Annotated in this window: 19 protein-coding genes; 18 read left to right on the top strand and 1 reads right to left on the bottom strand. The window is 62.8% G+C overall.

Features of this window, described 5'->3' with window-relative positions; genetic code table 11:
• Window positions 1-111: 111 nt before the first annotated feature.
• The 17 genes from rho to ABH939_RS25990 all read left to right on the top strand — a co-directional run bounded on the left by rho (window position 112) and on the right by ABH939_RS25990 (window position 16,528).
• Entirely contained in the window at window positions 112-2,286 is a 2,175-nt protein-coding gene (gene rho, locus ABH939_RS25910) for a transcription termination factor Rho (protein WP_404650358.1), read from the top strand.
• Between the two features lie 226 nt (window positions 2,287-2,512).
• Entirely contained in the window at window positions 2,513-2,749 is a 237-nt protein-coding gene (gene rpmE / locus ABH939_RS25915; RefSeq protein WP_003941310.1) for a 50S ribosomal protein L31, read from the top strand.
• Window positions 2,750-2,895: 146 nt separating this feature from the next.
• Window positions 2,896-3,975, top strand: a complete 1,080-nt coding sequence (prfA, locus tag ABH939_RS25920; protein WP_003941341.1) for a peptide chain release factor 1 — start codon at window positions 2,896-2,898, stop codon at window positions 3,973-3,975.
• 77 nt (window positions 3,976-4,052) lie between these two features.
• Window positions 4,053-4,985, top strand: a complete 933-nt coding sequence (gene prmC / locus ABH939_RS25925) for a peptide chain release factor N(5)-glutamine methyltransferase (RefSeq protein ID WP_030537333.1) — start codon at window positions 4,053-4,055, stop codon at window positions 4,983-4,985.
• Complete coding sequence (locus tag ABH939_RS25930; RefSeq protein WP_404650359.1) at window positions 4,982-5,644, top strand: L-threonylcarbamoyladenylate synthase; 663 nt, start codon at window positions 4,982-4,984, stop codon at window positions 5,642-5,644. The genes prmC and ABH939_RS25930 overlap by 4 nt, the downstream gene beginning before the upstream one ends.
• Before the next feature lie 2 nt (window positions 5,645-5,646).
• Window positions 5,647-6,972: a serine hydroxymethyltransferase gene (gene glyA / locus ABH939_RS25935; RefSeq protein WP_042923189.1), complete on the top strand. Its 1,326-nt coding sequence runs from the start codon at window positions 5,647-5,649 to the stop codon at window positions 6,970-6,972.
• Window positions 6,969-8,156 carry a glycosyltransferase family 4 protein gene (locus ABH939_RS25940; RefSeq protein ID WP_003941359.1) on the top strand — a complete coding sequence of 396 codons (1,188 nt, stop codon included), beginning with the start codon at window positions 6,969-6,971 and terminating at the stop codon, window positions 8,154-8,156. Before glyA ends, ABH939_RS25940 begins: the two co-directional genes overlap by 4 nt.
• Window positions 8,157-8,188: 32 nt before the next feature.
• Window positions 8,189-8,659, top strand: coding sequence for a glycine zipper family protein (locus tag ABH939_RS25945; protein WP_019749175.1), 471 nt, complete (start codon window positions 8,189-8,191; stop codon window positions 8,657-8,659).
• 280 nt (window positions 8,660-8,939) lie between these two features.
• A complete protein-coding gene (gene atpB, locus ABH939_RS25950) occupies window positions 8,940-9,767 on the top strand; it encodes a F0F1 ATP synthase subunit A (RefSeq protein ID WP_030537337.1) in 828 nt (275 codons plus the stop codon).
• An 83-nt stretch (window positions 9,768-9,850) separates the two neighbouring features.
• On the top strand, window positions 9,851-10,093 hold the full coding sequence (locus ABH939_RS25955; protein WP_003941327.1) for an ATP synthase F0 subunit C: 243 nt from the start codon (window positions 9,851-9,853) through the stop codon (window positions 10,091-10,093).
• Window positions 10,094-10,100: 7 nt separating this feature from the next.
• On the top strand, window positions 10,101-10,658 hold the full coding sequence (locus ABH939_RS25960; protein WP_019749173.1) for a F0F1 ATP synthase subunit B: 558 nt from the start codon (window positions 10,101-10,103) through the stop codon (window positions 10,656-10,658).
• A 5-nt stretch (window positions 10,659-10,663) separates the two neighbouring features.
• Entirely contained in the window at window positions 10,664-11,488 is an 825-nt protein-coding gene (locus ABH939_RS25965) for a F0F1 ATP synthase subunit delta (protein ID WP_003941304.1), read from the top strand.
• A 62-nt stretch (window positions 11,489-11,550) separates the two neighbouring features.
• On the top strand, window positions 11,551-13,194 hold the full coding sequence (gene atpA / locus ABH939_RS25970) for a F0F1 ATP synthase subunit alpha (protein ID WP_007726218.1): 1,644 nt from the start codon (window positions 11,551-11,553) through the stop codon (window positions 13,192-13,194).
• A gap of 48 nt (window positions 13,195-13,242) precedes the next feature.
• Window positions 13,243-14,226 carry a F0F1 ATP synthase subunit gamma gene (locus ABH939_RS25975; protein WP_003941320.1) on the top strand — a complete coding sequence of 328 codons (984 nt, stop codon included), beginning with the start codon at window positions 13,243-13,245 and terminating at the stop codon, window positions 14,224-14,226.
• 3 nt (window positions 14,227-14,229) lie between these two features.
• Window positions 14,230-15,681: a F0F1 ATP synthase subunit beta gene (atpD, locus tag ABH939_RS25980; RefSeq protein ID WP_003941349.1), complete on the top strand. Its 1,452-nt coding sequence runs from the start codon at window positions 14,230-14,232 to the stop codon at window positions 15,679-15,681.
• Window positions 15,682-15,687: 6 nt separating this feature from the next.
• On the top strand, window positions 15,688-16,056 hold the full coding sequence (locus tag ABH939_RS25985) for a F0F1 ATP synthase subunit epsilon (protein ID WP_003941287.1): 369 nt from the start codon (window positions 15,688-15,690) through the stop codon (window positions 16,054-16,056).
• Window positions 16,057-16,105: 49 nt separating this feature from the next.
• Window positions 16,106-16,528 carry a DUF2550 domain-containing protein gene (locus tag ABH939_RS25990; protein WP_029255703.1) on the top strand — a complete coding sequence of 141 codons (423 nt, stop codon included), beginning with the start codon at window positions 16,106-16,108 and terminating at the stop codon, window positions 16,526-16,528.
• Window positions 16,529-16,538: 10 nt separating this feature from the next.
• Here the strand turns inward: ABH939_RS25990 and ABH939_RS25995 are convergent, their stop codons facing one another.
• On the bottom strand, window positions 16,539-17,111 hold the full coding sequence (locus tag ABH939_RS25995; protein ID WP_030537338.1) for a cob(I)yrinic acid a,c-diamide adenosyltransferase: 573 nt from the start codon (window positions 17,109-17,111) through the stop codon (window positions 16,539-16,541).
• Window positions 17,112-17,165: 54 nt separating this feature from the next.
• On the opposite strand from ABH939_RS25995, the gene murA reads away from it, so the two are divergent.
• The gene (gene murA, locus ABH939_RS26000; RefSeq protein WP_003941314.1) at window positions 17,166-18,425 is read left to right on the top strand and encodes a UDP-N-acetylglucosamine 1-carboxyvinyltransferase; all 1,260 of its coding nucleotides are present in this window, start codon (window positions 17,166-17,168) and stop codon (window positions 18,423-18,425) included.
• Window positions 18,426-18,841 lie beyond the last annotated feature (416 nt).

Genomic DNA, 18,841 nt, shown 5'->3' on the forward strand with positions numbered 1-18,841 from the left:
GGCAGTTCTGGACAGCAACCACGTACGGCACCACCGAGTTCGGTATTCAATCGAACTGCGGGACGAACCCTCGACTTTGCGCAGTGCGAGTGAGGGAAGGAAAGGACCTCCGTGACCGATACGGACCTCATCGCCACTTCTGCACCCGCCGGGTCGGAATCAGGCGACAATTCTCAGGCGTCATCTTCAGCATCGAACGGTGCGGTGGCGACCTCCACGAAGCGTGCCGAAACGCGCCGTGGTGCCGGACTCTCCGGCATGGTGCTCACCGAACTCCGCACTCTTGCGGGTGAACTGGGCATCAAAGGCACTTCCGGCATGCGCAAGGGTGACCTGATCGCAGCCATCAAGGAGCGCCAGGGCGGCAGCGCGAAGGCTGCACCCGCACAGAGTGAACTCACTCTCGACGACGCACCCGTTGCGCGCACTCGTGCCAAGAGCACTCGCGCCGCACGCACCGAAACCCCCGCAGCCGAAACAGCTCCGGCAGCCGAGTCGGCTCCTGCCGAGGCCGCGCCTGCGCGTACGGAATCCGCCGAGGATTCCGATCAGAGCGCACCCCGTCGCGGACTTCAGCGTCGTGGCGCCGCTCGTCGTGCAGGTTCACCCGACCAGGGCGAACTGAGCATCGAGCAGGAAATGCCTTCGGCGAAGTCCGACGCGGACACCGCGAAGGCCGCCGATTCTTCGAAGGTCGCCGAGACCGCCAAGGCCGAGGCTCCGGCCGAGCGTCCTGCGCGCACCGAGGGCAAGTCCGACGCTGATCAGGCTCCCGCCGAGCAGGGCAACGAGCGTCCCCGCCGCGAGCGCAACCGCGACAACCAGGGCCAGCGCGACAACCAGGGCCAGCGGGACAACCAGGGCCAGCGGGACAACCAGGGCCAGCGGGAGAACCAGGGCCAGCGGGAGAACCAGGGCAACCGGGATCGCCAGGACCGCCAGGACCGCGGCAATCAGAACAACGCCGGCCAGAACAACGCCGGTCCTCGCACGGACAACCGCAACAACGGGCCGGACGACGACGAAGAGGGTGGACGCGGACGCCGCGGACGCCGTTTCCGCGAGCGCCGTGGCCGTGGTCGCGATCGCGGTGAGGGTGGCGCACCCAACGATTCACGCGAGACCGAGATTCGTGAGGACGACGTCCTGCAGCCGGTCGCCGGCATCCTCGACGTCCTCGACAATTACGCCTTCGTGCGTACGTCCGGGTACCTCGCCGGTCCCAACGACGTCTACGTCTCCATGAACCTGATCCGCAAGAACGGCCTTCGCCGTGGCGACGCCATCACCGGTGCCGTCCGCGTCTCGCGTGACGGTGAGCAGGGCAGCCAGCGCCAGAAGTTCAACCCGCTGGTTCGCATCGACACGGTCAACGGCGGCGACGTCGAGGCCGCGAAGAAGCGCCCCGAGTTCAACAAGCTCACGCCGCTGTACCCGAACCAGCGTCTGCGCCTCGAGACCGAGCAGCACATTCTCACGACGCGTGTCATCGACCTGGTGATGCCCATCGGTAAGGGCCAGCGTGCCCTCATCGTCAGCCCGCCCAAGGCTGGTAAGACCAGCGTGTTGCAGGCGATCGCGAATGCCGTCGCCACCAACAATCCTGAGTGCTACCTGATGGTCATCCTCGTGGACGAGCGTCCCGAGGAAGTGACCGACATGCAGCGCAGCGTGAAGGGTGAGGTCATTTCCTCCACCTTCGACCGCCCGCCGGGAGATCACACCGCAGTTGCCGAGCTGGCAATCGAGCGTGCGAAGCGCCTGGTCGAGATGGGTAAGGACGTCGTCGTACTGCTCGACTCCATCACGCGTCTGGGTCGTGCGTACAACAACTCCTCGCCGGCGTCGGGACGCATCCTCTCCGGTGGTGTCGACTCGACGGCGCTCTACCCGCCGAAGCGTTTCCTCGGTGCTGCCCGCAACATCGAGAACGGTGGATCGCTCACCATCATCGCTACCGCAATGGTCGAGACCGGATCCACCGGCGACACCGTGATCTTCGAAGAGTTCAAGGGCACCGGCAACGCCGAGCTCAAGCTCGATCGCAAGATCGCCGAACGCCGCGTGTTCCCGGCCGTGGACGTCAACCCGTCCAGCACGCGTAAGGACGAGTTGCTCCTGAGCCCGGACGAAGCTGCGGTGCTGCACAAGCTCCGTCGCGTCCTGTCCGGTCTGGACTCGCATCAGGCCATCGATCTGCTGATCGATCGACTGAAGAAGAGCAAGAACAACCTCGAGTTCCTGATGCAGGTCTCCAAGACCGCACCGGGTGCGATCGACGACTGATCGATTCGACGTCAAAAGGCCCACAACCAGCTGGTTGTGGGCCTTTTGCGTGGGCGGAACAAAACCGAGCGACAGTGCGTTGACAACTTCGTACAGCCACCCCGAGGCGTGCGAGACGCGGATTATCCGGTGAGGTACCGCATCTGGCATACTGAACGGCCGAGTCCGGTTCCGGTTCACGATGTCGATTGGCGACGTCGACCCGGCGACCATTGAAAGGGACACCATGAAGGCAGGAATCCACCCAACCTACGTAGCGACCACCGTCGTCTGCGGTTGCGGTAACACGTTCGAGACCCACAGCACCAAGGAGTCCGGACGCATCAACGTCGAGGTTTGCTCGCAGTGCCACCCGTTCTACACGGGCAAGCAGAAGATTCTCGACACCGGTGGACGCGTCGCTCGCTTCGAGGCTCGCTACGGCAAGCGCGCAGACAGCAAGGTCCCGGCCACCGAGTCCTAGCTGTTCCGCCGACGCCCGATCTGCCATGCGCAGATCGGGCGTCGGCTTTTTTGTGCCTGCACTCGGTTTGCGCGTTTCCCGGGTCCCGGCGTCGAAATACCTTCAAGCGCGCACCGTAGGAATCGAAACTCAGAGCGGAGCGAACCATGGCAGGCGCAACCCAGCCCTCGGCCATCGACGACATCTTGGCGGAGCACGCCGGTCTCGAAGCACAGATGTCCGATCCGGCGCTGCACAACGACCCTGCCGCTGCCAGGCGCGTCGGTAAGCGGTTCTCCGAGCTCTCGCCGATCATGTCGACGTACAACAAGCTCACCGCTGCGCAGGACGATCTGGAAGCCGCGCGCGAACTAGCCGCCGACGATTCCAGCTTCGCCGCCGAGATCCCCGATCTCGAAGCCGAGGTCGCGCAGCTCGAGCAGACGCTTACCGATCAGTTGGCGCCGCGTGATCCGCATGACGGCGACGACATCGTCCTCGAAGTGAAGTCCGGTGAGGGCGGCGAAGAATCCGCGCTCTTCGCCTCGGACCTGGCCCGCATGTACGTCCGCTACGCGGAACGGCATGGCTGGCGCGTCGAGATTCTCGACGCGACGGTCTCCGATCTCGGCGGATACAAGGAAGCCACGCTGTCGATCAAGAGCAAGTCGGACACCCCGGACGGAGTGTGGGCGCGGCTGAAGTTCGAGGGCGGCGTTCACCGCGTCCAGCGAGTGCCTGTCACCGAATCCCAGGGACGCGTTCACACTTCGGCTGCCGGCGTTCTGGTCTACCCGGAGCCCGAAGAGGTCGAGCAGGTCCAGATCGACGAAAGTGACCTGCGTATCGACGTCTACCGTTCGTCCGGCAAGGGCGGTCAGGGCGTCAACACGACCGACTCTGCTGTCCGAATCACGCACCTTCCGACCGGCATCGTCGTCACCTGCCAGAACGAGCGTTCGCAGCTCCAGAACAAGGCGCGCGCCATGCAGGTCCTTGCAGCCCGTTTGCAGGTAGTCGCCGAGGAAGCCGCGGACGCTGAAGCGTCGGCAGGTCGCCAGAGTCAGGTTCGGACGGTGGACCGTTCGGAGCGCATCCGCACCTACAACTTCCCCGAGAACCGCATCACCGATCACCGCATCGGATTCAAGTCGCACAACCTCGACGCGGTGCTCGACGGTGAGCTCGACGCACTTCTCGATGCATTGGGCAAGGCGGACCGAGAGGCGCGTCTCGCGGCCGAGTAGATGCAGACCATGACTGACCTCCATCCCGCCGGGAACTCGGTGAACCGCGTGTCGGTCGAGCGTGGCAGGCTGTACCCGTGAGTCGACTTCCACTTCGTTTGGCGCTGATCGAAGCTGCAAAACAGCTCGACGCCGCAGGTGTGCCCAGCCCACGCACCGACGCCGAGTTGTTGGCATCCCACCTGCTCGGGGTCGAACGCACGCGTCTCGGACTGATTCCGTTGGTCGATCCCGAGGTCATCGCGGCGTTCGACGAGTTAGTTGCCCAACGGGTGAAGCGGATTCCGTTGCAGCACATCATCGGAGTCGCGTCGATGGGCAACATCGACGTCGCTGTCGGGCCGGGTGTCTTCATTCCGCGGCCGGAAACCGAACTGCTCATGGGTTGGGCACTCTCGTTCCTCGAAGGTTGCGGAAGCAAGCCGCCGGTAGTTCTGGACCTGTGTACGGGATCGGGTGTACTCGCGCTGTCCATCGCCGAGGCCCGTCCGGACGCCGTCGTTCACGCCGTGGAGAAGGAGCCCGCCGCCCTGGCGTGGGCGCGTCGTAATGCTGCCGACCGCGAGGCCGCCGGTGATACACCGATCCATCTGCATCAGGGTGATGTCACCGATCGGAACCTGTTGCCAGGGCTCGAGGGCGGCGTCGATCTGGTCGTGTCCAATCCGCCGTACATCCCCGAAGGCGCGCAATTGCAGCCTGAGGTCATGGATTACGACCCACACACCGCACTGTTCGGCGGTACCGACGGTCTGTCCGTCATCAAACCCATGATCAGCAACATCGCACGGTGGCTTCGAATCGGCGGCGCGGCAGGCATCGAGCACGACGACACCAACGGGGACGGCGTCGCTGCGCTGTTCTCGGCGCGCCGGGTATTCGGCGAGGTCGCGCAGCATCCAGATCTTGCCGGTCGTCCGCGATTCGTCGTCGCCAGACGTGTCGCCACCGACGTCGAAGCACAGCGGAATCGAACGCCCGAAGCGCAGAGTGAAAGGATGGCTGAGTGAGCACCGTGTACGACTGCAGTCAGACAGATTCCCGAACCGCAGGCTTGGCCGCCGCGAAGAACGCGCTCAAGGCCGGCCGACTCGTAGTTCTCCCTACCGACACCCTTTACGGACTCGCCGCCGAGGCGTTCGACAGCGAAGCTGTCACGAGTCTTTTGCGCGCCAAGGGACGCGGGCGAGACATGCCCGTCCCGGTTCTGGTCGGATCGTGGAACACCATCGACGGGCTCGTCTACAGCGTGCGCCCGCAGGCACGGGATCTGATCCGCGCATTCTGGCCCGGCGGACTGAGCCTGGTCGTCGAGCAGGCGCCTTCACTTGCCTGGGACCTCGGTGATACCCGCGGAACCGTCATGCTCCGCATGCCCTTGCATCCGGTTGCCCTCGAACTGTTGCGCGATGTCGGACCGCTTGCCGTCTCGAGCGCCAACATTTCGGGGCGTCCGCCGGCAACTACCGTCGAGGAAGCCCGAGATCAGCTCGGCGGATCTGCCAGCGTGTATCTCGACGGGGGCAAGGCCGAACACGCCGTTGCTTCCACGATCGTCGACCTGACCGGCAATTCACCGCGTATCTTGCGAGTGGGTGCCGTCTCGGCAGAATCCATCGCCGAGGTATTGGGCACCAGTCCGGAAAGTCTCGTAGAGGGAGTTTCGTAACGATGGTCGGCGCCGGCGGCGAGCGCGCGGGGGAATCCACGTATTGGGGACCGGATTTCGGTGAGCTTGCCACGGCAGACCCCGAGATCGCGGCTGTTGCGCTGGCCGAACTCGAGCGTCAGCGCGACGGACTTCAACTCATCGCGAGCGAGAACTTCACCAGCCCTGCCGTACTGGCTGCCTTGGGTTCGACCCTGAGCAACAAGTACGCCGAGGGCTATCCGGGTCGGCGTTACTACGGCGGGTGCGAGTACGTCGACGTAGCCGAGAATCTGGCGATCGATCGGGCAAAGGCGCTGTTCGGCGCCGAGCACGTCAACGTCCAACCGCATTCGGGGGCCACTGCGAATCTCGCGGTGTACGCCGCATTCGCCAAGCCCGGCGACACCGTATTGGCGATGAGTCTGCCGCACGGTGGGCATCTGACTCACGGGTCTCGCGTCAGCTTTTCTGGGCAGTGGTTCACCACCGTTCCCTATCACGTCGATTCGGCCACCGAATTGATCGACTACGACGAGGTTCGCACCCTGGCTCTGGCGCACAAGCCGAAAATCATCGTCGCCGGCGCGACCGCGTACTCCCGCACCATCGACTTCGCAGCCTTCCGCTCGATCGCAGACGAGGTCGGTGCGATCCTGTGGGTCGACGCCGCCCACTTCATCGGACTCGTGGCAGGCCGGGCGATACCTTCGTGCGTTCCGTACGCCGACGTCGTCTCCGCGACGACGCACAAAGTCCTCAGAGGCCCGCGCGGCGGAATGATCCTGTGCCGCAGCGAGCATGCCTCGGCTGTAGATCGCGCGGTGTTCCCCTTCATTCAAGGCGGCCCGATGATGCATGCGATCGCCGGGAAAGCGGTTGCGTTCAAAGAGGCGTCGACGCCGGAATATCGTTGGTATGCACAGGAAGTGGTTGCCAACGCATCGGCACTCGCGCTGTCGTTGGAAGCTCGCGGTCTGCGCACCGTGTCCGGTGGAACCGACACACATCTGGCGCTTCTCGACCTGCGCGCAAGCGGTGTCACCGGCGTCGACGCCGAGCGTAGGTGCGGACTGGCTTCGATCACGCTCAACAAGAACGCGATTCCGTTCGATCCGCAGTCGCCCGCCGTCACGTCCGGAATCCGCGTCGGGTCCGCGGCCGTGACGACCCAGGGTTTCAACCGCTCCGACATGAGCGTGGTGGGGGAGTTGATCGCGCGCGCAGTTGTCGCGGACCCCGCCACCACGTCAGGAGAGGCCGAGTTGGCAGCAGTTGCCGACGGCGTTCGCGAACTGGTCCGGGCAAAGCCTGCCTATGCCCGCCAGACGGGTGATCTCGAGCAGTGATCACTTCCTACGAGGCGACCACGTATCTGGCACAGGGTGGCGGGGGAGCGGGTGTTCCCATCCGTGAACTTTTGCTCGTGCTGTGTACGGCGGCGGTGGTGACCTACCTGGCGACTGGCGCAGTCCGGTTGTTGGCGCTGAGGTTCGGCGCTGTCGCGATTCCTCGTGATCGGGACGTTCACGTCGAGCCGATTCCGCGCCTCGGTGGCGTCGGAATGTATGTCGGCATGGCTGTCGGTCTGCTGTTCGCGCAGCAATTACCCGCGCTCACAAGAGGTTTCGGCTTCGGCAGTCCTGACGTACACGCTGCGCTCGTAGCTGGCGCCGTCATCGTCCTCGTGGGTGTGATCGACGACAGGTGGGGCCTCGACGCCCTCACCAAATTTGTCGGTCAGGTGACTGCTGCCGGCGTTCTCGTGGTGATGGGCGTCAGCTGGTTCATCATCTACAACCCGTTCGGCGGTGACGGTGGGTCCACCATCATCCTCGATCAGATTCAATCCGGACTGTTCACCGTTGCTGTTGCCGTCGCGACCATCAACGCCATGAATTTTGTCGACGGTCTCGACGGATTGGCCGCCGGGTTGGGTCTGATCGCGGCGCTCGCCATCCTCATCTTCTCGATCGGTCTTCTCCACGATCAGGGCGGCGACGCGAGTGTCTACCCGCCGGCGATGATCGCGGCGGCTTTGGCAGGCGCTTGTCTCGGTTTTCTTCCACACAACTTCAATCCAGCGCGCATTTTCATGGGCGATTCCGGGTCGATGTTGATTGGTCTCATGCTGGCCGCGATCTCCACCAGTGCATCCGGTCGTATTCCGCTCACTGCCTACGGAACCCGCGACCTCGTCGGCCTCCTCGCGCCGTTGTTGCTGGTCGGGGCTGTGATGTTCATCCCGATGCTGGACATGCTCCTGGCCGTGATCCGCCGGACGAAAGCGGGCGTCAGTCCGTTCAGTCCGGACAAGATGCACCTGCATCATCGCCTCTTGCAGATCGGACACACGCACCGACGAGTTGTGCTGGTCATCTACCTGTGGGTCAGCGTCCTGGCGTTCGGTGCCGTCGGATCCTCGCTGCTCAATCGTCAGCTGGTTGTTGTACTCGTCGCGGCCGGTTTGGTTCTTGCGTTGTTCTTCACTGCGGTGCCTTCGCTGATCGATCGCAAGCAGCAGCGTCGCTAGCCAAGTTTTCCGATCCATTACCCTTGGGCATCGTGACGAACACGCCGCAGCCTGTACCTGCCTCGCAACCCATCCCTGATTCGACCGCCGCCATGAAGTCGGCCGTGAAGTGGGGTGTGATGGGGCTGATCGCGCTGGCCGTGGTCGGCGCGCTCCTGGGCGGGCTCTTCGCCGGTAAGGAAGGCGTCTACGGCGCTTTGATCGGCGCAGCCGTCGGCGGCGGGTTCATCTTGTTCACGGCGTTGGGCGTGCTGCTCACAGCGAAGCTGCCTGCGCTCACGGCCGGTGCCGTTCTGCTCGGTACCTGGCTGCTGAAGATGATTCTCGCGATGGTGGTTCTCTTTGTCCTCTCGGACATGGATTTCTACAACAAGACCGCCCTCGTCCTGGTCATCATCATGTCGCTGGTCGTGGTGCTCGGTGCGGAGACTTACGGCGTCCTGGGAACCAAAACTCCGTACGTCGATCCCACTCCCAGCAGCAACGTCGACGACGACGAGTAGTACTACAAGAGGTAACTAATCGGACTTCCAGGTACCCCATCTACACAATGTCGTAGATGACTTGATAAGGTTCGGTTCAAGCGAGAGCAATGGTGGGCCGAGTAACACTCAGCCGACGATGCCATGTGCTCGCAGGTGGTCGAAATTCTGACCACTGAGTCGACGAGAGTCGCCGACACCGACAGACGCCAGGCCCCTCTAGGGTTCTCCAGCTGCTGACGAATGCGCGAGTCGAACTTGTCGACTTGTAGATCGTCAATGTCCGATCGAACCGCAGTCAATGATGGCTGCGGACCGACTACGGGAGAGAACGCTGAGCGTCACCACCCTGGCCGCGGATGAATTCCATGCGCCGTCACTAGACGATTTTTTCCCGCCCTCCGTGTTGATTCACGCGGGCCCCTTCGAGCTCGACCGTCTGATGCTGATTCGTCTGCTGATGTCGGTGCTGGTCGCAGCCTTCTTCGTGATCGCGATGCGCAGTCCTCGATTGGTTCCCCGTGGGATGCAGAACGCCGCCGAGCTTGCGCTCGACTTCGTTCGTATCAACATCGCCGAGGAGATCCTGGGCAAGGAACAGGGCAAGCGCTTCCTGCCGGTCATCACGACGATCTTCTTCATCGTGGTCGCCAGCAACCTGGCCAGCATCATTCCTTTCCTGAACATCTCGCCGAACGCACGAATCGGTATGCCCCTGGTACTCGCGGCGCTCGCCTACATCGTGTTCAACTACGTCGGAATCAAGAAGTACGGCTTCTTCAAGTACGTCAAGAGCAGCATCGTCGTTCCCGGCGTCCCGCTGCCCCTGCACTTCTTGTTGGTGCCCATCGAGTTCATCTCGACCTTCATCCTGCGCCCGTTCACGCTGATGGTTCGTCTCATGGCCAACATGTTGGCCGGCCACATCCTGCTGGTGCTGTTCTTCAGCGCGACGAACTACTTCTTCTTCGTGTCCGGCGGATTCCAGGCGATCTTCGGCGTTCCGTCGATCATCGCCGGTATCGCATTCACGTTCTTCGAGCTGCTGGTCATCTTCCTGCAGGCTTACGTGTTCGCGTTGCTGACCGCGGTGTACATCGAACTGGCGCTCCACGCCGACGAGCACTGACCTTTTACCTCCTCACCAGCTACACCAAGAACTGAGCCTCTTGCCGAATCCGGCAGAGGTCAACAGAAAGGGAATGGAACACCATGAGCATCGCTTACCTCGCTCAGGAAGTTGTCGAGACCAAGTCGCGCGGCTACGGAGCCATCGGCTACGGCCTCGCAGCAATCGGCCCCGGCATCGGCGTGGGCATCGTTGTGGGCAAGGCAATCGAAGGCATGGTCCGCCAGCCCGAGATGGCCGGCCAGGTTCGTACCACCATGTTCCTCGGTATTGCATTCACCGAGGCCCTCGCATTGATCGGCCTTGTCGCCGGTTTCATTTTCTAAGACAGACATGGGAGCCACCTTCGCAGTGCTCGCGGCAACAGAGGAGACACACAATCCTCTCTTGCCCGAGACATACGACATCGTGTGGTCCGCGGTTGCGCTCGTCGTAGTCGGTTTTGTCTTCTGGAAGCTCGTTCTTCCGAAGTTCCAGAAGGTCTTGGCCGAACGCACCGAGCAGATCGAGGGCGGCATCAAGAAGGCCGAAGACGCACAGGCAGAGGCAGCGGCCGCGCTCGAGCAGTACCGCGCGCAGCTCGCCGAAGCTCGTACCGAGGCAGCGCAGATCCGTGAGGAAGCGCGTACCCAGGGTCAGCAGATCATCGCTGACATGAAGGTTCAGGCGCAGGACGAGAGCGACCGTATCGTGGCCGCAGGCCACAGCCAGCTCGTCGCCCAGCGTCAGCAGATCGTCGCTGAGCTCCGCTCGGATCTCGGCAAGACCGCTGTAGACCTGGCCGAGAAGGTCATCGGGGAGTCCCTCGCCGACGACGTGAAGCGCGCCGGAACGGTTGATCGTTTCCTCAACGAGCTCGACACCGTCAGCGCTGATTCAGCCAGGAAGTGAGCAACATGTACGCAGCGAGCCGTGAAGCCTTGGCGCAGACTCGTTCTGCGCTGAGCAGTGCCCTGGGCGCCGTCTCTGCAGGAGCCGCAACTGCTGCTTCTGCTCAGGCTGGGTCCGAGCTCTTCTCGGTGGTCGAGGTACTCGACGGCCAGCGCGCTCTTCGCAGCGCGCTGGCTGACGCTTCGGCACCGGCCGCTGGTCGCCAGGCTTTGGCAGAGCAGTTGTTCTCCGGAAAGGTCGGCGCCGAGGCGCTCGCCACCGTGAAGGCAGCTGCAGGCCAGGACTGGTCTGCGGCCCGCGACTTGGTCAACTCGCTCGAACTGCTCGGACGCGAAGCTCTGCTCCGCGCCGCAGCCGATCAGAGCCAGTTGGACACCGTTGAGGACGAGCTCTTCCGTCTCGGTCGCATCGTGGCAGGGGATCCCAGCCTGGAGCAGACGCTCTCGGATCTGTCGGTTCCCGCAGCCCGCAAGCGTGAGTTCCTCTCCCGCTTGCTCTACGGCAAGGTCACCGCGGTCACCGAGGCACTCGCCGGACAGGCCGTCGGCCGGTTGAAGTCTGCACCCGCAGACACTTTCGATCAGCTGTCGAATCTTGCCGCAGCGCAGCGCGATACCACCGTTGCTCACGTTCGCAGCGCCTCGGCGTTGAGCTCGGAGCAGTCGGATCGCTTGGCCAGCACTCTTACCCGCACCTACGGGAAGCCGGTAGCAGTACACGTCGAGGTTGATCCAGAACTCCTCAGCGGCTTGGTCGTCCGGGTGGGCGACGAGGTTATCGACGGCAGCGCAGCGGGTCGACTCGCAGCACTGCGGAAGAACCTCAAGTAGTCCTTCAGCCGAACACATACTCCAGATCTTTTCGAAGACCAGACACCGAGAGCAGGAAAAACATGGCGGAGCTGACGATCTCCTCCGACGAGATCCGTAGCGCGATCGACAACTACACCGCGAGCTACTCCCCGGAGGCCTCCCGTGAGGAGGTCGGCACAGTGACCGACACCAGTGACGGCATTGCGCACGTCTCTGGCCTGCCTTCGGCTATGTCCAACGAGCTGTTGGAGTTCCCCGGTGGAATCGTCGGCGTCGCGCTCAACCTGGATGCCACCGAAATCGGTGCCGTCATCCTTGGCGATTACCAGAACATTCAAGAAGGCCAGGAAGTAAAGCGCACGGGCGACGTTCTGTCGGTTCCCGTCGGCGATGCTTTCCTCGGCCGCGTCATCGACCCGCTGGGTGCGCCCATCGACGGCCTCGGCGAGATCGAGAGCACCGAGAACCGTGCACTCGAGCTCCAGGCCGCTTCGGTGCTCGAGCGCCAGCCGGTCGAAGAGCCGCTCCAGACCGGTATCAAGGCTATCGACGCCATGACCCCGATCGGCCGCGGCCAGCGCCAGCTCATCATCGGCGACCGCAAGACCGGCAAGACCGCGGTCTGCATCGACGCCATCCTGAACCAGAAGGCCAACTGGGATTCCGGCGATGTCAACAAGCAGGTGCGCTGCATCTACGTTGCCATCGGTCAGAAGGGTTCCACCATCGCGGGCGTCAAGGCTGCCCTCGAGGAGAAGGGCGCGATGGAATACACCACCATCGTTGCTGCTCCGGCATCTGATTCCGCAGGCTTCAAGTGGCTCGCACCGTACACCGGCTCGGCCATCGGCCAGCACTGGATGTACCAGGGCAAGCACGTTCTGGTCGTGTTCGACGACCTGACCAAGCAGGCAGAGGCGTACCGCGCCATCTCGCTGCTGCTGCGTCGCCCGCCGGGACGCGAGGCTTACCCCGGTGACGTCTTCTACTTGCACTCCCGTCTGCTGGAGCGTTCGGCGAAGCTGTCCGACGCACTCGGCGGTGGCTCGCTGACGGCTCTGCCGATCATCGAGACCAAGGCGAACGACGTCTCGGCTTACATCCCGACCAACGTCATCTCCATCACCGACGGTCAGGTGTTCCTCGAGTCCGACCTGTTCAACAAGGGCGTTCGCCCCGCGATCAACGTCGGTATCTCGGTCTCCCGCGTCGGTGGCGCTGCACAGACCAAGGGCATGAAGAAGGTTTCCGGTTCGCTGCGTCTGGAACTGGCTCAGTTCCGTGAGCTCGAAGCGTTCTCCGCCTTCGCTTCCGACCTCGACGCTGCCTCCAAGGCTCAGCTCGAGCGCGGCGCCCGTCTGGTCGAGCTGCTCAAGCAGGATCAGTACAGCCCGATCCCCGTCGAGGACCAGATCGTCTCGATCTACCTGGCCGGCGAAGGCATCTTCGACAGCGTTCCGATCGGCGACGTCCGTCGCTTCGAGAAGGAACTGCTCGAAGACCTCAAGCACTCGGCTGCTGGCGTCTACTCCAGCATCAACGGCGGTAAGGCACTCGATGCCGACAACGCTGCTGAGCTGATCGCCGCGACGAACAAGTTCAAGGAAGGCTTCATCGCATCCGACGGAAGCCGGGTCGTGAACGAAGCCGAGGCTGACGCTTTGGGCGCCGACGAGGTCGCGAACGAGCAGATCAACGTCAAGCGCAAGACCGTCAGCAAGTGACGTACGCGCCCATGACACTGCGAATTCCGAAGGGAGAGTGATTGATCGATGGCGAGCATTCTCGAATTGCGGTCTCGTATCAAGTCGGTCAACTCGACCAAGAAGATCACCAAGGCACAGGAACTGATCGCGACTTCGCGTATCACCAAGGCTCAGATTCGCGTCGCCGCGTCCAAGCCGTATGCCGAGGAGATCACGAAGGTACTCACCGAATTGGCGAGTGCGTCTGCTTCGCTCGATCACCCGTTGCTCAACGAGCGTCCGGAGCCCAAGCGGGCAGCGGTCCTCGTTGTCACCAGTGACCGCGGCATGTGTGGTGGCTACAACTCCAACGTCCTCAAGCAGGCAGAAGAGCTCATGGCTCTCCTCCGCAGCGAGGGCAAGGAGCCGGTCGTGTACGTGCTCGGTTCCAAGGGGCTCGGCTACTACACGTTCCGCGGCCGCGACATCGGTGCTGCGTGGACGGGCTTCTCGCAGGATCCGGGTTACTCGGATGCAGCGAAGGCCAGCCGCCACCTGGTGGAGCTGTTCATGGCTGGTTCGGGTAACCAGGTTGCCGCTCCGAACGGTGAAGGCACGATCGAGGGCGTCGACGAACTCCATATCGTCTACACCCGCTTCGTGTCGATGCTGACGCAGACTCCCGAGGTTCGCCGTATGGCTCCTCTCGAGGTCTTCGTGTCGGAAGAGCGCATCGAACTCGGTGACGACATGCTGACCAACGGCCACGACGACGACCATGACAATGGCCCCGTCGCGGACTTCAGCTTCGAGCCCGAGCCCGAGAAGCTTCTCGGTGCTCTTCTCCCGAAGTACGTCAGCACTCGTATCTTCTCGTCGCTTCTCGATGCTGCGGCATCGGAGTCGGCAGCCCGTCGTACTGCCATGAAGGCCGCGACGGACAACGCAAACGAACTGGTGAACACGTTGAGCCGTCAGGCCAACCAGGCTCGCCAGGCCCAGATCACCCAGGAAATCAGCGAGATCGTCGGCGGCGCCAACGCGCTCGCCTCGAGCGCAGGAAGTGACTAGCACATGACCGCAGCAGTAACCGAAAACAACGGGGCAGGTTCGGCTTCGGCCGTAGCCGGCCGCGTCGTGCGGGTCATCGGTCCCGTCGTGGACGTTGAATTCCCGCGTGGCGCTGTTCCTGAACTGTTCAACGCCCTGAACGCCGAGATCACGCTTCCCTCGGTCGCCAAGACGCTGACGCTCGAGGTTGCACAGCACCTCGGTGACAACCTGGTCCGCACCGTCTCCATGCAGCCCACCGACGGCCTCGTCCGCGGCACTGCAGTGACCGACTCGGGCAAGCCGATCTCGGTTCCCGTCGGTGACGTCGTCAAGGGCCACGTGTTCAACGCACTGGGCGATTGCCTCGACACCCCGGGCCTCGGCCGCGACGGCGAGCAGTGGGGAATCCACCGCAAGCCACCAGCCTTCGATCAGCTCGAAGGTAAGACCGAGATCCTCGAGACCGGCATCAAGGTCATCGACCTCCTCACCCCGTACGTCAAGGGTGGAAAGATCGGCCTGTTCGGTGGCGCCGGCGTCGGCAAGACCGTTCTGATCCAGGAAATGATCACGCGTATCGCTCGCGAGTTCTCGGGCACCTCGGTGTTCGCAGGCGTCGGTGAGCGTACCCGTGAGGGCACCGACCTCCACCTGGAAATGGAAGAGATGGGCGTCCTCCAGGACACCGCCCTTGTCTTCGGCCAGATGGACGAGCCGCCCGGAACGCGTATGCGCGTCGCCCTGTCCGCACTGACGATGGCGGAGTACTTCCGCGACGTTCAGGGCCAGGACGTTCTGCTGTTCATCGACAACATCTTCCGCTTCACGCAGGCAGGCTCCGAGGTTTCCACCCTCCTCGGCCGTATGCCTTCGGCAGTGGGCTACCAGCCCACGCTGGCGGACGAGATGGGTGAGCTCCAGGAGCGCATCACCTCGACCCGTGGTCGCTCGATCACCTCGCTGCAGGCTATTTACGTGCCCGCCGACGACTACACCGACCCCGCGCCGGCTACGACGTTCGCGCACCTCGATGCCACCACCGAGCTTTCGCGCCCGATTTCGCAGATGGGTATCTACCCCGCTGTGGATCCGCTGAGCTCGACCTCCCGCATCCTGGAGCCCGGCATCGTCGGTGCCGAGCACTTCCGCGTTGCCAACGAGGTCAAGCGCATCCTGCAGAAGTACAAGGAACTGCAGGACATCATCGCCATCCTCGGTATGGACGAGCTTCAGGAAGAGGACAAGGTCCTCGTCGGCCGCGCCCGTCGTATCCAGAAGTTCCTCGGCCAGAACTTCATCGTTGCCGAGAAGTTCACCGGTGAGCCCGGCTCCGTCGTGCCGCTCCGCGACACGATCGAAGCCTTCGACCGCGTCTGCAAGGGCGAGTTCGATCACCTGCCCGAGCAGGCATTCAACAGCTGCGGTGGACTCGACGACGTCGAGGCTGCAGCCAAGAAGATGGCCGGGAAGTAGTCCACGATGGCTGAGATGACCGTAGAACTCGTTGCCGTCGAGCAGCGCTTGTGGTCTGGTTCGGCGACGCTGGTCAGCGCTCAGACCACCGAGGGTGAAATCGGAATCATGCCTGGGCATGAGCCGGTCCTCGGCCAGCTGATCGAGGGCGGAACCGTGTCGATCACCTCGGTCGACGGCGAGCGTATCGTTGCTGCGGTACACGGAGGATTTCTCTCCGTCACTGCGACGACGGTGACGATCCTTGCCGAGTCCGCGGACATGGCACAGGACATCGACGTCGAGGCAGCCAAGGCTGTCTTGGCCGAGAACTCGGGCGACCTCGAAGCGATTGCGGTCGCCAAGGGTCAGCTCCGGGCCGTCGAGCGCGCGTAAGTTACTCGAGTAAAGCCGCGACGGGAGCCGACGAACAGTGACATTCGGAATGACTGTGTTGATCATTCTGGTTGTGCTGCTCGCGGTTCTCGTCGCGGCTTTTCTGTATCGTCTGCTGGTTCTGCGTCGCGGCGGTACCGCTGCACTGCTTCGTGTTCTGCCATCTCCGGGGGACAGCGGGTGGCGTCACGGAATCATTCGCTACGGCGAAAGCACCTTTGTCTTTTTCAAACTGTCGAGTCTGCGGCCGGGCCCGGACTCCAGGATCGATCGTCAAGGTATCGAGGTCGAGAGCCGTCGTTCTCCCTCGGGTACCGAATTCGACATCATGAGCGACGACATCGTCGTGGTCAAGGTCAATGACGGCTCGTCGGCCTACGAAATCGCTTTGGACAGTGGAGCATTGACAGCGTTCCTGTCCTGGGTGGAATCGCGGCCGGACGGGCGCGCCCGTAGGCGACGCACCGCCTGACCGGTCCCGCTCAAGCCCCGGCGCCGGGCTTCCAGAGCACATCGCCTTCAGGATTTGCCACTCTTCCCATGATGAAGAGCAGATCCGACAATCTGTTGAGGTATTTCGCGGGGAGCACGCTCGTGTCCTCCGGGTTCGCATTGATGGCGGACCAAGCCGCACGCTCAGCACGCCGCGAGACGGTTCTTGCTACGTGAAGCAGGGCTCCCAAGGCGGTTCCGCCCGGCAGAATGAACGAATTCAACGGTGCCAGTTGCTCATTGAGTTCATCGCACCATCCTTCGAGTCGATCGATGTAGGACTGAGTCACTCGTAGCGGCGGGTACTTCGGGTTCTCGACCACGGGGGTGGACAAGTCGGCCCCTGCGTCGAAAAGGTCGTTCTGGATCTGGCGCAGCATTGCGAGGAGATTCTCCGGGGGAGTGCCGAGGGCAACGGCCACACCGATCGCTGCATTGGTCTCGTCGCAATCCGCGTAGGCGATCAGACGCGGATCGTTCTTGGACACGCGGGAAAAATCGCTGAGGCCCGTGGTCCCGTCGTCGCCGGTCCGGGTGTAGATCTTCGTCAGGTGAACAGACATAGGGCTACGGTACCGGCGCGGTGCCGACGAGGTTGTGGCTCTAGGCTGTGAACCGTGAGTGAGCACTTTCTTGTGACCGGGGGTAACCGCCTCGAAGGTGAAGTACTGGTGGGAGGGGCCAAGAACAGTGTGCTGAAGCTGATGGCCGCGGCGCTGTTGGCCGAAGGCACCACTGTCGTGACCAACTGCCCGGACATTCTCGACGTACCGCTGATGGCGGACGTTCTGCGAGGTCTGGGCTGCGAAGTCGAACTCGAAGATTCCGAAGTGCGGATCACGACGCCGGCCGAGCCGAAGTATCACGCTGACTTCGATGCGGTGAAACAGTTCCGAGCGTCAGTGTGTGTTCTCGGTCCGCTGGTCGCGCGTTGTAGACGCGCTGTTGTTGCCTTGCCTGGCGGTGACGCCATCGGTTCGAGGCCCCTCGACATGCACCAATCCGGGCTCCGCCTGTTGGGTGCGCGCAGCGAGATCGAACACGGATGTGTAGTGGCCGAGGCAGACGACCTGCATGGAGCGAACATCCGCCTGGTCTTCCCGTCTGTGGGTGCAACCGAGAACATCTTGATGGCAGCGGTCCTCGCCCGTGGTGAGACAGTGATCGACAACGCTGCACGTGAGCCCGAGATCGTGGATCTGTGCAACATGCTCAACGAGATGGGCGCCAAGGTATCTGGCGGCGGAAGTTCGACGCTCACCATTCAAGGCGTCCGCAAGTTGGAACCGACTACGCACCGTGTCATCGGCGATCGGATCGTCGCTGCAACGTGGGGTGTCGCGGCATCCATGACCAGGGGTGACGTCCGCGTTCGTGGGGTGAACCACAAGCATCTCGGACTGGTCCTCGACAAGCTTCGGACGGCCGGCGCGGAGGTGACTCCCGAGGTTGACGGTTTCCGCGTCATTCAGCGTGAACGGCCTAAAGCGGTCAATTTCGCAACATTGCCGTACCCCGGATTCCCGACCGACCTGCAGCCGATGGCAATCGGTTTGGCTGCGGTTGCCGAAGGCACGTCGATGATCACCGAGAACGTATTCGAATCGCGTTTCCGATTTGTCGAGGAAATGATCCGACTCGGCGCCGACGCTCGTACTGACGGTCACCATGCGGTGATCCGCGGAGTTCCGGTGTTGTCGAGTGCACCGGTGTGGTCTTCGGACATTCGGGCCGGCGCCGGGCTCGTGCTTGCGGGGTTGGTTGCGGACGGAACCACCGAAGTTCACGACATCTTCCACATCGACCGTGGGTACCCGCGATTCGTCGAGAATCTCCGTGGACTTGGGGGAGTGATCGAGCGGGTGGGCTCCGAATAGGTTCGGTGCTCGGCGTCACACTCGGGTCTATTCGCGATTGGCAGATAGGCGCAACAGTCTGACCTGGCCTTAGCCGGCCAATCGCTGTAGTGACCAGGCGATTTGTGAATTGATTGAAGGTTCGCGTAACTTATTCCAAGTCAGAGCGACACGGACACCGACTCCCGCCTTTACGGCGAGTGACACGAGGTTGTACGAAGTGCCTGGCGAACACAATCCAGTTTTTCTTCACGGGGTTCCGGTTTGCGCCGGTGGCCAGGTTGGGATAGGCTGGGAAAGTTGCCCCGGAGCGGCGGCCATAGGGTCGTAGTGATGGTGTGCGCGTGTTCTTTGAGAACTCAACAGTGTGTCGATGAATGTCAGTGCCAAAATTTTTTTGGTACTTCACATCCGCGAATGATCAACCGCCTCTTGGG

The organism is Rhodococcus sp. 27YEA6 (assembly GCF_044908235.1).
Taxonomy (GTDB): Bacteria; Actinomycetota; Actinomycetes; order Mycobacteriales; family Mycobacteriaceae; genus Rhodococcus_F; species Rhodococcus_F qingshengii.

Excerpts from the sequence above, each read along its gene's own strand:
- rpmE (WP_003941310.1), top strand. The coding sequence starts at position 2,513 with ATGAAGGCAGGAATCCACCCAACCTACGTAGCGACCACCGTCGTCTGC.
- prfA (WP_003941341.1), top strand. The coding sequence starts at position 2,896 with ATGGCAGGCGCAACCCAGCCCTCGGCCATCGACGACATCTTGGCGGAG.
- glyA (WP_042923189.1), top strand. The coding sequence starts at position 5,647 with ATGGTCGGCGCCGGCGGCGAGCGCGCGGGGGAATCCACGTATTGGGGA.
- atpB (WP_030537337.1), top strand. The coding sequence starts at position 8,940 with ATGATGGCTGCGGACCGACTACGGGAGAGAACGCTGAGCGTCACCACC.
- ABH939_RS25955 (WP_003941327.1), top strand. The coding sequence starts at position 9,851 with ATGAGCATCGCTTACCTCGCTCAGGAAGTTGTCGAGACCAAGTCGCGC.
- ABH939_RS25960 (WP_019749173.1), top strand. The coding sequence starts at position 10,101 with ATGGGAGCCACCTTCGCAGTGCTCGCGGCAACAGAGGAGACACACAAT.
- ABH939_RS25965 (WP_003941304.1), top strand. The coding sequence starts at position 10,664 with ATGTACGCAGCGAGCCGTGAAGCCTTGGCGCAGACTCGTTCTGCGCTG.
- atpA (WP_007726218.1), top strand. The coding sequence starts at position 11,551 with ATGGCGGAGCTGACGATCTCCTCCGACGAGATCCGTAGCGCGATCGAC.
- ABH939_RS25975 (WP_003941320.1), top strand. The coding sequence starts at position 13,243 with ATGGCGAGCATTCTCGAATTGCGGTCTCGTATCAAGTCGGTCAACTCG.
- atpD (WP_003941349.1), top strand. The coding sequence starts at position 14,230 with ATGACCGCAGCAGTAACCGAAAACAACGGGGCAGGTTCGGCTTCGGCC.
- ABH939_RS25985 (WP_003941287.1), top strand. The coding sequence starts at position 15,688 with ATGGCTGAGATGACCGTAGAACTCGTTGCCGTCGAGCAGCGCTTGTGG.
- ABH939_RS25990 (WP_029255703.1), top strand. The coding sequence starts at position 16,106 with ATGACTGTGTTGATCATTCTGGTTGTGCTGCTCGCGGTTCTCGTCGCG.
- ABH939_RS25995 (WP_030537338.1), bottom strand. The coding sequence starts at position 17,111 with ATGTCTGTTCACCTGACGAAGATCTACACCCGGACCGGCGACGACGGG.